Source organism: Aeromonas sp. s12 (assembly GCF_040907925.1).
GTDB lineage: Bacteria > Pseudomonadota > Gammaproteobacteria > Enterobacterales > Aeromonadaceae > Aeromonas > Aeromonas veronii.
The window spans coordinates 241,902-254,994 of sequence record NZ_JBFOCT010000014.1 but is presented as its reverse complement, the minus strand read 5'-3'; the positions used below and the strand labels follow the sequence as shown (position 1 = coordinate 254,994).

Genomic DNA, 13,093 nt, shown 5'->3' with positions numbered 1-13,093 from the left:
AAACGATAAGATCTCTGCATGCCATCTTGGGGATTTCTCCCGCTGCCAAACGTCAGCCGCACCTCTCTCTATCTCTACGTGAGCATGGTACGGATATTTCCAGAACGCGTGGACACAAGACCTGGGCTGTGTGGTTACTGTGTCAGTTTATCCACCGTCTGAACGGCTGTCGCGAGAGCATCCTGTTCCAGCGTCAGCGGAATGTGGCCAGTACCGGGCAGCAGGGTGACCGGCCAGGAGATGCCGAGACGTCTTAACTCAGGTTCAAGTTGATCTGTTTGAAAGGCTTCGTCATTTGCGCCCGCGATCACGGCGCAGGGGCGTTGCACATTGCGCAAATTCTGCTGATAGTCGCGCTCTGGCTGAAAGTTCGAGGCAAGGTTGAAGGAGTAGGAGGGGGTCAGCAGGGATTTCGCCTCATCATTGAGGGCAAAGTTCAGCACGGTCAGATGGTTGAGTGCGGAAATATGGAAACCGTTGAGGATGCTCAGGGCGATGAGGCGAGGCAAGCCGACACGCACCCAGCCACCGCTGTTGGGCCGGTAGTTGGCGGCGGTGGGGCCGAGATAGGGGGAGAGCAGCAGATAGCTCTCGAACAGGGTTTGTCGCGCACTGCCAGCAACACGCAGCACAAAGCCACCCCCTGACGAGAAGCCGACGAGTGTTGCAGGCTTGCCGGGGGCCACCGACTTGATGAAATCTTCCAGATCGTCCTCAAGCTGGCCGATGTAGGCAATGGTGCCTTTGTCGCCCGATGCGCCATGGCCGCGAATATCGAGGACGTAGGCGTCGTATCCCGCTTGCGAAAAGGCGTTCGCCATCTTGTGCATGCTTTGACTGCTGGCAGAAGAGCCGTGAACCAGTACCACGCTGCCCTTGACCTTGTTGTTCTCTGCGTGCTCCTTTGCGCCATAGTGCCGATAGGCCAGCTGCGTGCCGTCACGCGCCGGGTATCTTGAGAGAGGTGGCATGTTGCTCCAGTCACTCCCCTTGAAAGGGTCGTTGATGCTGGCCATCGCCGGTGCCGGACTCGGCCCGCCAAACAGCAGAGCCGCGGCCAGCATGACCAGGGTCAGTGATATCAACCCCACAGCAAACAGCAATCCTGCGCTCATCCTTGCACCTCATTTGATATCGACACGGGCGTTGCCCTGATTTTGCTTATGCTGGCATTTCACTCGTTCGAACCTATCAGATGGCACCCGGTCTGCCAAATGATGGAGTGAGACGATGAAAAACGGCCTGTGACCAAAAGGAAGTTCTTGGCCAGCCAGCGGGCGCTGCCGTTGGCGAGTGCAGTAAGGAGTGGTGGCATCATGGCTTTTCAAACCCGGCGCGGGCTGGTAAAACGGTCTCTTTCCATAATTAAAAGAGATGAGAGGGTGGAGATGGACAATCCGATCCGTGTGGCCGTGATGGGCTGTAATGGTCGTATGGGCAAGGTGCTGCTGGAGGCCATCACCAACACCGATGGCGTAGTGGTCGGTGCCGCGCTGGAGCGGCCGGGTTCGGCGGTGATCGGCCTCGATGCCGGTGAGCTCAATGGGCTGGGCCATCTGGGTGTGGCCATCAGCGATAGTCTGGACAAGGTGCGCGATGAGTTTGATCTCATCATCGACTTCACCCGCCCCGAGGTGACCCTTGCCAATCTGGCCTTTGCGCTGGCCCACCACAAGCAGATGGTGATCGGCACCACCGGTTTTGACGATGCAGGCAAGGCTGCTCTGAAAGAGGCTGGCAAGCAGATCGGTATCGTGTTCGCCTCCAACTACTCGGTCGGGGTCAACCTGGTCTTCAAGCTGCTGGAGCAGGCCGCCAAGGTGATGGGGGATTATACCGACATCGAGATCATCGAAGGCCACCATCGCCACAAGGTAGATGCGCCATCCGGTACTGCGCTCTCCATGGGTGAAGTGGTCGCCAAAACGCTGGGTCGCGATCTCAAGGAGTGTGCCGTCTATGGTCGCGAGGGGATCACTGGCGAGCGGGATCGCAACACTATCGGCTTTGCCACCATTCGCGCCGGCGATCTGGTGGGGGAGCATACCGTCATGTTTGCCGATATCGGCGAGCGGGTGGAGATCAGCCACAAAGCTTCAAGTCGCCTGACTTTCGCCAACGGTGCTGTGCGGGCGGGCAAGTGGCTTGGTCAGCAGGGTGCCGGTCTTTATGACATGCAGGATGTGCTCAATCTCAAGTAATGCCTCTGAGCGGCACTTTCGTACTACTACCCCAGTGAAAAACCCCGGCTTGCCGGGGTTTTTGCTGTCAGTCAGCCAGAGTTTGTGTAAAAAGGCACACTATCGGCAATTTTTATCTGAATGCCTTATAAATCACACTATTGCGTTATTCGCCAGATTTTCCCATTCCTGAATGTCATCACCAGGTAACAGATTTGAGCATCTTTATGGCTGATGAAGCCATTTTTTTACACCGGCCAGAAAAGACTAAAAATTCAAACGCTGAAAAACGTTTTCCATTTTTCATGTTCACTCTTGTCATCATAAAAGCGTTAAATCTGTCATTAATGTTTTTTGTATGAAAGAAAATGCCATTGTTTTAATTGGTTTTTTTGTTGGTTTTTGTCGCTATTGCTGGCTTGGTGTCATCTTTTGGTGGTGGTTTTTCCTTTTCTTTCATGGGAGGGGGTTGCAAAGCGATTGAGTGCATAGATAATGGGTAATGTTGCTTTTTTATTGAATTTAGATGCATTTCATTCGAGAAAAGACGTTGAAATGCCACTTTTTTTAAGTAGAATGCGCCCAATTTGCCAGAAATCTGCCGGGTTCGAGTCCTGTCCAAGACCGGAACCGAGCCCGCAACACCCAGGTAAATTGCTGAATTTAAAGCTAAATAACTGGAGGTTGTCTTGAATCACACTGCATTGCTAGTGCTGGAAGATGGAACTGTGTTCAAAGGCGTGTCGATAGGCGCCGAGGGATGTTCCGTTGGTGAAGTGGTTTTCAATACGTCGATGACGGGCTATCAGGAAATCCTCACCGATCCCTCTTATTCCCGTCAGATCGTCACCCTCACTTACCCCCATATAGGCAACACCGGCACCAACAGCGAAGATGAAGAGTCCAGTCAGATCCATGCTCAGGGATTGATCATCCGGGACCTTCCGATACTTGCCTCCAATTTCCGCAATCAGCAATCCCTCTCCGAATACCTCAAGTCTCACAACATCGTTGGCATCGCCGACATCGACACCCGTAAACTGACCCGCATCCTGCGCGAGAAAGGCGCTCAGGCTGGCTGCATTCTGGCCGGGAAACAGGTCGATGAAGCCTATGCTCTCGAACAGGCCCGCGCCTTCCCCGGTCTGAAGGGGATGGATCTGGCCAAAGAGGTGACGGTTGGTGAGGCGTACAACTGGACGACCGGGAGCTGGCAGCTTGGCAAGGGGCACGTCACCCCGGATGCCGACCAGCTGAAATACCATGTGGTGGCTTACGACTTCGGCGTCAAGCGCAACATTCTACGGATGCTGGTTGACCGCGGCTGCCGCCTGACCGTGGTACCGGCCAAGACCCCGGCCGCCGAGGTACTGGCGATGAACCCGGATGGCATCTTCCTCTCCAACGGCCCCGGCGACCCCGAGCCGTGCGACTACGCCATCGAGGCCATCAAGGCTTTCCTTAATACCAACACGCCGGTGTTCGGCATCTGTCTGGGTCACCAGCTGCTGGGTCTGGCCTCCGGTGCCAAGACTGTCAAGATGAAGTTTGGCCACCACGGCGCCAACCATCCGGTGAAGAGCCTTGATGACAACACCGTCATGATCACCGCTCAGAACCACGGCTTTGCGGTAGACGAGAACAGCCTGCCGGATTGCCTGCGCGCCACCCACGTCTCCCTGTTCGATGGTTCCCTGCAAGGTATCCATCGCACCGACCGTCCGGCCTTCAGCTTCCAGGGGCACCCCGAAGCGAGCCCGGGCCCGCACGACTGTGCCGGTCTTTTTGACCACTTTATTGAATTGATTAAGCAGTATCGCGCCTAAGAAATAGAGGAAAGAGTTTCATGCCAAAACGTAACGACCTTCAGAGCATCCTGATCCTCGGCGCCGGCCCCATCGTCATCGGCCAAGCCTGCGAATTTGACTACTCCGGCGCCCAGGCGTGCAAAGCCCTGCGCGAGGAGGGCTACCGCGTCATTCTGGTCAACTCCAACCCGGCCACCATCATGACCGACCCGGAGATGGCAGACGCCACCTACATCGAGCCCATCACCTGGGAAGTGGTGCGCGAAATCATCAAGAAAGAGCGCCCGGACGCCATCCTGCCCACCATGGGCGGCCAGACTGCGCTCAACTGCGCACTGGCGCTGGAGAAGCACGGCGTGCTGGCCGAGTTCGGTGTCGAGATGATCGGTGCCACCGCCGACGCCATCGACAAGGCCGAAGACCGCTCCCGTTTTGACAAGGCGATGCGCAGCATTGGCCTGGAGTGTCCGCGTGCCGGTATTGCCCACAATATGGAAGAGGCGTGGGGCGTGCAGCAGATGGTCGGTTTCCCCTGCATCATCCGTCCCTCCTTTACCATGGGCGGCTCCGGTGGCGGCATCGCCTACAACACCGAAGAGTTCGTCGAGATCTGCGAGCGCGGTCTGGATCTCTCCCCGACCAAAGAACTGCTCATCGACGAGTCGCTGATCGGCTGGAAAGAGTACGAGATGGAAGTGGTGCGGGATCGCAACGACAACTGCATCATCGTCTGCGCCATCGAAAACTTCGACCCCATGGGTATCCACACCGGTGACTCCATCACGGTCGCGCCAGCCCAGACGCTGACCGACAAGGAGTACCAGCTGATGCGCAACGCCTCCATGGCGGTGCTGCGCGAGATCGGTGTCGAAACCGGCGGCTCCAACGTCCAGTTCGGCATCAACCCGAAAGATGGCCGCATGGTCATCATCGAGATGAACCCGCGGGTGTCGCGCTCTTCTGCGCTGGCCTCCAAGGCGACCGGTTTCCCCATCGCCAAGATCGCCGCCAAGCTCGCCATCGGTTACACCCTCGACGAGCTGATGAACGACATCACAGGCGGTCGCACTCCGGCCTCCTTCGAGCCGGCCATCGACTACGTGGTCACCAAGGTGCCGCGCTTCAACTTCGAAAAATTCGCCGGTGCCAACGATCGTCTGACGACCCAGATGAAGTCGGTCGGTGAAGTGATGGCCATCGGCCGCAACTTCCAGGAGTCTCTGCACAAGGCGCTGCGCAGCCTCGAAACTGGCAAAACTGGCTTCGACCCCATGGTTGACCTCAATGCCCCGGACTCCCTGACCCGCATCCGTCACGAGCTGCAGGACGCTGGTAGTGACCGTATCTTCTATATCGCCGATGCGTTCCGCGCCGGTCTCTCCATGGATGGCATCTTCAAGCTGACCAAGATTGACCCCTGGTTCCTGGTACAGATTGAAGACCTGGTGAAGCTGGAAGAAGAGGTGAAAGAGCGCGGCATGGCCGGTCTCGATGCCGACTTCCTGCGTGCCCTCAAGCGCAAAGGCTTTGCCGATGCCCGTCTGGCCAAGATCCTCGGCGTGGCCGAAGGGGAAGTGCGCAAACTGCGTGCCCGCCACAACATCTTCCCGGTCTACAAGCGGGTCGATACCTGCGCCGCCGAGTTCGCCACCAACACCGCCTACATGTACTCCAGCTATGACGAGGAGTGCGAAGCGGCCCCGAGCAACCGCGACAAGATCATGATCATCGGCGGCGGCCCGAACCGTATCGGTCAGGGTATCGAGTTCGACTACTGCTGCGTGCATGCGGCGCTGGCCCTGCGCGAAGATGGTTACGAGACCATCATGGTCAACTGCAACCCGGAGACCGTCTCCACCGATTACGACACCTCGGATCGTCTCTACTTCGAGCCGGTGACCCTGGAAGATGTGCTGGAAATCGTACGCATCGAAAAACCCAAGGGCGTCATCGTTCAGTACGGTGGCCAGACCCCGCTGAAACTGGCCCGAGCACTGGAAGCCAACGGCGTGCCGATCATCGGTACCAGCCCGGATGCCATCGACCGCGCCGAAGACCGCGAGCGCTTCCAGTCTGCTGTCGAGCGCCTCGGCCTCAAGCAGCCGGAAAACGGCACCGTCACCGCGCTGGAGCAGGCCGTGCTGCTGGCCGAGCGCATTACCTACCCGCTGGTGGTTCGCCCCTCCTACGTGCTGGGTGGCCGCGCCATGGAAATCGTCTATGACGAGCAGGATCTGCGTCGCTACTTCGCCGAGGCGGTAAGCGTCTCCAACGAATCGCCGGTGCTGCTGGACCGCTTCCTGGACGATGCCACCGAGCTGGACGTGGATGCCATCTGCGACGGCACCGATGTGGTCATCGGCGGCATCATGGAGCACATCGAGCAGGCCGGTATTCACTCCGGTGACTCCGGTTGCTCCCTGCCTCCCTATACCTTGTCCAAGAAAATTCAGGACGAGATCCGCGAGCAGGTGCGCAAGCTGGCGCTGGAGCTCGGCGTTATCGGCCTGATGAACGTGCAGTTCGCGGTCAAGGGCGATGACATCTACCTCATCGAGGTGAACCCGCGTGCCGCCCGTACCGTGCCGTTTGTCTCCAAGGCGACCGGTGCTCCGCTAGCCAAGATTGCCGCCCGTGTGATGGCCGGTCAGTCGCTGCAAGAACAGGGCTTCACCAAAGAGATCATCCCACCCTACTACTCGGTGAAAGAGGTGGTACTGCCGTTCGCCAAGTTCCCGGGGGTTGACCCGCTGCTGGGGCCTGAGATGCGCTCCACCGGTGAGGTAATGGGTGTGGGCAGCAGCTTTGCCGAGGCCTATGCCAAGGCGCAGCTGGGTGCCAACCACGCCGTACCAAAAGAGGGTCGTGCCCTCTTGTCAGTGCGTCACAGCGACAAGGCGCAGGTGGTTGACTTGGCTGCCAAGTTGCTGGAGCTGGGCTACGAGCTGGATGCCACTCACGGCACAGCCGTCGCGCTGGGTGAGGCGAGCATCAACCCGCGCCTGGTCAACAAGGTGCATGAAGGTCGCCCGCACATTCTCGACCGCATCAAGAATGGCGAGTACACCTACATCGTCAACACCGCCGAAGGGCGGGTGGCGATCCAGGACTCCAAGCAGCTGCGTCGCGCCGCCTTGCAGAACAAGGTGGCGTATACCACCACCATGAATGAGGCGTTTGCCACCTGCATGGCCATCAGCGTGGATGCCACCGCCAACGTCAACTCGGTACAGGAGCTGCACCAGAAGGTGAAAAACCGCTAAGAGTTTGCAGCGGGCATCAGCCCGACTTGCCAGACGACCAACCCCCGCCAGCGATGGCGGGGGTTTCTTTTTATCTGTCGCTCACCGTTCGGTTCGGGCCGGGTGAATCCTTGAAGAAGGTCATGAGTTCCGTATCGCAGACAACGGATGGCGCGTGGGGCGGCAAAATCTGGCAAGGGGAGGGGATGCTGCGAGCGCGGGTTTCAACTGCAGCAGGCAATCCTCTACAATGGCCCCACTTTGCTTGTCAGTGCAGTGCCAGTGGCGCTGCCTGTAGGGCCTACAAAAAATGGACATGCTTATGACCGCTTTGCCTTCCTGTCGTCTTCTTGCCTTCTGCTCTGCCTTGTTGCTGGCCGGTTGTGCCAGTGATCCCGCCTCCGCGCCCGCCAAAGAGGCGAGCGTGAGCAACCCCAAAACGCCGCCTGCCATGCAGCCGCGCAAACCGGCGGATATGAAGAGCCGCATCGTGCGCTTCTTGCCCCGTCAGGTGCCTGACAAACAGGGGTGGGCCAACGACGTGGTGACGGCGCTCACCACCCAGGGGGTGACGGTCAATGATCACAACGTCTGTAGCGTGCTGGCGGTGGCGGAGCAGGAAGCCACTTATCAGGCCGACCCCGTGGTGCCTGGCCTTGGCAAGATCGCCTGGAAAGAGATCAACTCACGGGCCGCCAAGCTGCTGATCCCCGAATTTATGGTGCGGGCCGCGCTCTCCATCAACTCGCCCACCGGCAAGAGCTATGCCGAGCGCATCGACAAGTTGCGTACCGAGCGGGAGATGAGTGAAATCTTCGAAGACATGATCAGCATGCTGCCGATGGGCAAGACGCTGTTTGGCAACCTCAACCCGGTGCATACCGGCGGCCCGATGCAGGTGAGCATCGCCTTTGCCGAGGCCAACGCCCGTGGCTACCCCTATCCAATCAAGGACTCCATCCGCCACGAAGTCTTTACCCGTCGCGGCGGCATCTGGTTTGGCACCAAACATATCTTCGGTTATCCCGTCGACTACCCGGATACCCTCTACCGCTTTGCCGACTTCAACGCCGGCTGGTATGCCAGTCGCAATGCCGCTTTTCAGGCCGCCGTCAGCCGCTTGAGTGGCAAAACTCTGGCGCTGGACGGGGATCTGATCCGCTATGACTCGGATCTGCCGGGCAACACCGAGCTTGCCGTCTACACCCTCGCCAACCGGGTCAATATGAGCAAGCAGGCGATCCACCAGAGCCTTCGCAAAGGGGATACCGCCGAATTTGCCGAGACCGATCTCTACCATCGCATCTTTACCTTGGCCGACAAGCAAGCGGGCAAGCGACTGCCCCGCGCCATCCTGCCCGGCATTCAGCTAAAGAGCCCGAAAATTACCCGCAACCTCACCACCGCCTGGTTTGCCAAGCGGGTGGATGACAGAGAACAACGCTGCGTGCGGCAGATGGCGACGATTAGGTAGGACTGGGGTTGCTGCGAGACTAGTTGCAAAGCGGGTTGCCATTGTTAATGACAACCCGCACGCTTAATCGCCCCTTCCAATGGAGATCTTTGGCTCGCATCCAGTTATGAACGGTGGCGGCTCCTTCCGAGTGGCATGAGTTGTTACTACTTTTGCAGGATCAGCCGTGTTGGCGGCGGTCGTTGGCCTGGGCCAGTAGCATGCGGCTTTCACGCAGGAACTGGTCGGCGTGTTCGCCGAAGAAACCGGAAACTTGAGAGAAGGCCTCGATGAAACCGTCCCTGTCCCCCCGCTCCAGCAGCCCCAGCGCTTCGCCGAAGTTTTGGTAGTAGCGACGGATCATCGCCAGATTCTGCGGTGACGACAAAATGATGTCGGCATAGAGGTGGGGATCCTGAGCGAACAGCCGCCCCACCATGGCCAGCTCCAGCCGGTAGATGGGGGAGCTCAAACTCAACAGGCGATCCAGATTGGCCTGCTCCCGGGAGAGGTGCCAGCCATAGGCAAAGGTGGCGAAGTGGCGCAGCGCCTGAATGAGGGTCATCGCCTCATCGTGGGCCTTGGCTTCCACCTGCTGCAAGCGGGCGCCCCAGATGGTCATCTGATCCAGCAGCCATTGGCTGGCGGCGGGGTCACGACCCTGGCAGCAGACGATCACCTGCTTGGCGAGACTCGCCACATCCGGCCCGAACATGGGGTGCAGTCCCAGTACCGGCCCTTGGTGCACCGCCAGCATATGTTCGAGCGGCGCCGCTTTCACGCTGGTGACATCGACCAGCAGGCAGTGGGCGGGCAGGTTGCCGAGGCGGTCGATGATCTGGCAGGTGATATCGATGGGCACCGCCACCATCACCAGACCGGCTCCGGCGAGGATCTCGTCAGCGCGCGGCCAGTCGGCTTGTTCCAGCGTCTCGACCCGATAGCCTGAGAGGCTGAACATATGACCGAACAGCCGACCAAGCTGACCCTGACCGCCGATGATGACCACCTTGCCAAGATCCGGCTTTATGCATTTGAAGCCGGTATCTTTCTCGCTGGCATAAGATTCGCGCATCACCCGGCGCAGCACGTCTTCGATAAGATCGCCGGGCACCCCCAACTGCTCAGCCTCGGCGCGGCGGCGGGCCAGCATGCTCGCTTCCCGATCCGGTGCATAGATGGGCAGGCCGTGGCGGCTCTTTACCTCACCCACTTCTCCCACCAAGGCCAGACGGGCGGCCAGCAGATCGATCAGCTGCTTGTCCACCGCATCTATCTTGTCCCTGAGTACATTCAACTCTTCAGCCATATCCAGTTCCTGCTGGCGCCGCGAGTGGCGGCGCCCTGAAATTCAAGATGCAACAAGGTATCACGGCGTGAGCGGCTTGATGCCACCAGCGGTGATACCTCGATTGTTCAATAGGTTACGACAAGATACCACGGGTTACCGCGCAGTTCTGCCCTTGAGGGGGTCAGCCAGCTGGTTGTGGCAGCGGGCCAGCAGGGTGGCGGTGGTGTCCCAGTCGATGCAGGCATCGGTGATGGAGACCCCGTAGCGCATCTGCTGCTTGGGCTGCTCGCTGGACTGGTTACCCTCAAACAGGTTGGATTCGAGCATCACCCCGATGATGGAGCGGTTGCCCTCCTGGATCTGGTGGATGACGTTGTCGGCCACCTTGGGCTGCAAACGGTGATCCTTGCTGGAGTTGCCGTGGCTGCAATCCACCACAAGGCTCGGCAGCAGGCCCGCTTTCTCCAGAGCCTCTTCCGCCAGCGACACGTTGACCGAGTCATAGTTGGGATGTTTGCCGCCGCGCAGGATCACGTGGCCATCCGGGTTGCCCTGGGTCTGCAGCAGCGCCACCTGGCCCTGCTGGTTGATCCCCATAAAGGCGTGAGGGGAGGAGGCCGCCTGCAGCGCATTGATGGCAGTCCCCAGGTTGCCGTCGGTGCCGTTCTTGAAGCCGACCGGCATGGAGAGGCCGGACGCCATCTCCCTGTGGGTCTGGGATTCGGTGGTGCGGGCGCCGATGGCTGACCAGGAGAAGAGCTCGGCCAGGTATTGCGGGCTGATGGGGTCGAGCGCTTCGGTGGCCAGCGGCAACTTCAGCTCCGCCAGCCAGCAGAGCAGCTCGCGGGCACGGTGCAGCCCCAGCTCCACATCGAAGGTGCCATCCAGATTGGGGTCGTTGATAAAGCCTTTCCAGCCGACCGTGGTGCGCGGCTTCTCAAAGTAGACCCGCATGACAATGTAGAGAGAGTCCTGATAGGCATCATGCAGCGCTTTGAGTCTGGTTGCGTACTCTTTGGCGGCGTCCATGTCGTGGATGGAGCAGGGACCACAGATCACCAGCAAGCGGTGATCGCGACGGTGGATGATGTCGGCGATGGTATTGCGGGCCCCTTGCACGAATGCCAGCGCCTTGTCGGAGATGGGTAACTTCTCCTTGAGCTGGGCAGGCGTGATCATCACTTGTTCGGACTGGATGTGGATGTTGTTCAGGGGGTCTCTTTGCATGATTTCATTCTCTCTACTGTATTAAGCCAAAAGCGATTGTACCGATATGTTTACGTTGGTACCTGCTTTGTTACGCAACCGCCCTCACCTTACCAAGGAAAAACAAACAATCAAGTGAAACTAGCGGATTTACCGCTAAAAAGTCAGATAAAGGAGCTGCTATATAGCGCAAACAGGAATAATGCAGAGGTTTTTTCGGAGGGGTAATGGTTGTTTTGTAATTTAATGTTTACGATTTGAGGCGTGAAGGCTGCGTTGCCCAGCTGTTCGACCACATTGAATGTCATCTCTGCAGCACAGCTACGCGATGGCAATGATGGTGTGAGGCGGCTATCTGGTCAGCCATAGAAAGAGGGAGCCATGATGGCTCCCTTTGCGGTAGGAAGGGGGATCCCGTCTGGCTGCGGATCAGCGCTTTTGTTTTCCCTGCAGCTCTTTGTTCAGGCGAGTGAGCATCCCCTGGGTGACCAGCACTATGCCCTGCTCGGAGCGGTGGAAGCGACGTGCATCTTCATCGGCGTTTTCACCGATCACCGTGCCTTCCGGCAGTTTGCATCCCTTGTCGATTACCACCCGGCGCAGTCGGCAACCGGCACCAATCTCCACACCCGGGAAGATAACGGCCTGATCCAGAGTGCAGAAGGAGTCGACCCGCACATTGGTAAAGAGCACCGAACTCAGGATGAAAGAGCCACTGACGATGGTGCCCCCGGCAAACATGGAGTTGATGGTCATGCCGTGCTGGCCGTTTCGGTCCTGCACGAACTTGGCGGGAGGAGTCATGTTCTGACTGGTCCAGATGGGCCAGTCCTGATCGTAGATATCGAGCTCAGGCGTGACGGAGGCGAGATCCATGTTGGCTTCCCAGAAGGAGTCCACGGTGCCCACATCGCGCCAGTAGGGGCGGCGATCCGGACAGCAGCCGACACAGGACATGCCAAACGGGTGAGCGAATGCGGTGCCCTCTTTCACCACGCGGGGGATCACGTCCATGCCGAAATCGTGATGGGACTGCTCGTTGGCAATGTCCTCTTCCAGCAGCTGATAGAGATACTCCGCATCGAAGATATAGACGCCCATGGAGGCCAGCGCGGTGTCGGCCTTGCCCGGCATGGCGGGCGGGTTGGCAGGCTTTTCGACGAAGGCATTGATCTTGCGATCATCATCCACCGCCATTACCCCGAAGGCGCTTGCTTCACTGCGTGGCACCTCGATGCAGGCAACGGTCACCTTGGCGCCCATATTGACGTGGTCGAGCAGCATGGCGGCGTAATCCATCTTGTAGATGTGATCGCCTGCCAGCACCACCACATATTTGGGGGCGTGATCGCGGATGATATCCAGATTCTGGTAGACCGCATCGGCGGTACCCCGATACCAGTTCACCTCATCCACCCGCTGCTGGGCAGGGAGCAGATCGATAAACTCGTTCATCTGGTAGCGCAGGAAAGACCAGCCCGATTGAAGATGGCGCAACAGGCTGTGGGATTTGTACTGGGTCACGACACCGACCCGACGAATGCCGGAGTTGATGCAGTTGGAGAGCACGAAATCGATGATGCGGAACTTGCCGCCGAAATGAACGGCAGGTTTTGCACGGTTGTCGGTTAACTGTTTGAGGCGACTACCCCGCCCTCCTGCGAGTACCAAAGCCATGGTCTCGTTCAGCAACTGTCTGGATTTTGCTGTATTGGCAGGTTGTAACAACATCTCATATCCCTTTGTAGATAAATCACTACAATGTTGCCTCCTTTGAGCCCTCAAGAAAGTGCTTTCAGTCACATTTTATGGTTTCTGACGTAATAAAATGACCTTTTTGTTATTAAAAATGACGGGTTGATCCGTCATTGCTTTCAATATGGTCAGTTGTCAATTGAAGCGAGCCGAGTACC

At 58.4% G+C, this 13,093-nt stretch carries 8 protein-coding genes; 4 read left to right on the top strand and 4 right to left on the bottom strand.

From position 1 onward, the window contains the following. Positions 1-134: 134 nt before the first annotated feature. The gene (locus AB5Y67_RS07880) at positions 135-1,115 is read right to left on the bottom strand and encodes an alpha/beta hydrolase (protein ID WP_199427218.1); all 981 of its coding nucleotides are present in this window, start codon (positions 1,113-1,115) and stop codon (positions 135-137) included. A gap of 273 nt (positions 1,116-1,388) precedes the next feature. On the opposite strand from AB5Y67_RS07880, the gene dapB reads away from it, so the two are divergent. The 4 genes from dapB to AB5Y67_RS07860 all read left to right on the top strand — a co-directional run bounded on the left by dapB (position 1,389) and on the right by AB5Y67_RS07860 (position 8,704). Next, a complete protein-coding gene (gene dapB, locus AB5Y67_RS07875; RefSeq protein ID WP_005347132.1) occupies positions 1,389-2,201 on the top strand; it encodes a 4-hydroxy-tetrahydrodipicolinate reductase in 813 nt (270 codons plus the stop codon). 668 nt (positions 2,202-2,869) lie between these two features. Continuing rightward, positions 2,870-4,006 carry a glutamine-hydrolyzing carbamoyl-phosphate synthase small subunit gene (gene carA, locus AB5Y67_RS07870; RefSeq protein ID WP_005361585.1) on the top strand — a complete coding sequence of 379 codons (1,137 nt, stop codon included), beginning with the start codon at positions 2,870-2,872 and terminating at the stop codon, positions 4,004-4,006. A 20-nt stretch (positions 4,007-4,026) separates the two neighbouring features. Continuing rightward, positions 4,027-7,251, top strand: a complete 3,225-nt coding sequence (gene carB / locus AB5Y67_RS07865) for a carbamoyl-phosphate synthase large subunit (protein WP_005337626.1) — start codon at positions 4,027-4,029, stop codon at positions 7,249-7,251. Between the two features lie 301 nt (positions 7,252-7,552). Continuing rightward, positions 7,553-8,704, top strand: a complete 1,152-nt coding sequence (locus tag AB5Y67_RS07860) for a DUF1615 domain-containing protein (RefSeq protein ID WP_040067843.1) — start codon at positions 7,553-7,555, stop codon at positions 8,702-8,704. A 160-nt stretch (positions 8,705-8,864) separates the two neighbouring features. Here the strand turns inward: AB5Y67_RS07860 and tyrA are convergent, their stop codons facing one another. From tyrA to glgC, 3 genes are all read right to left on the bottom strand, one after another. Continuing rightward, entirely contained in the window at positions 8,865-9,992 is a 1,128-nt protein-coding gene (tyrA, locus tag AB5Y67_RS07855; RefSeq protein WP_158112322.1) for a bifunctional chorismate mutase/prephenate dehydrogenase, read from the bottom strand. Between the two features lie 135 nt (positions 9,993-10,127). Further along, entirely contained in the window at positions 10,128-11,201 is a 1,074-nt protein-coding gene (locus AB5Y67_RS07850) for a 3-deoxy-7-phosphoheptulonate synthase (protein WP_199427217.1), read from the bottom strand. Between the two features lie 408 nt (positions 11,202-11,609). After that, a complete protein-coding gene (gene glgC, locus AB5Y67_RS07845) occupies positions 11,610-12,911 on the bottom strand; it encodes a glucose-1-phosphate adenylyltransferase (RefSeq protein WP_005334047.1) in 1,302 nt (433 codons plus the stop codon). Positions 12,912-13,093: the final 182 nt, after the last annotated feature.

Bases quoted from the DNA above. Each gene is read 5' to 3' on its own strand.
- AB5Y67_RS07850 (WP_199427217.1), bottom strand. From the start codon at position 11,201: ATGCAAAGAGACCCCCTGAACAACATCCACATCCAGTCCGAACAAGTG.
- carB (WP_005337626.1), top strand. From the start codon at position 4,027: ATGCCAAAACGTAACGACCTTCAGAGCATCCTGATCCTCGGCGCCGGC.
- glgC (WP_005334047.1), bottom strand. From the start codon at position 12,911: ATGTTGTTACAACCTGCCAATACAGCAAAATCCAGACAGTTGCTGAAC.
- AB5Y67_RS07860 (WP_040067843.1), top strand. From the start codon at position 7,553: ATGACCGCTTTGCCTTCCTGTCGTCTTCTTGCCTTCTGCTCTGCCTTG.
- AB5Y67_RS07880 (WP_199427218.1), bottom strand. From the start codon at position 1,115: ATGAGCGCAGGATTGCTGTTTGCTGTGGGGTTGATATCACTGACCCTG.
- dapB (WP_005347132.1), top strand. From the start codon at position 1,389: ATGGACAATCCGATCCGTGTGGCCGTGATGGGCTGTAATGGTCGTATG.
- tyrA (WP_158112322.1), bottom strand. From the start codon at position 9,992: ATGGCTGAAGAGTTGAATGTACTCAGGGACAAGATAGATGCGGTGGAC.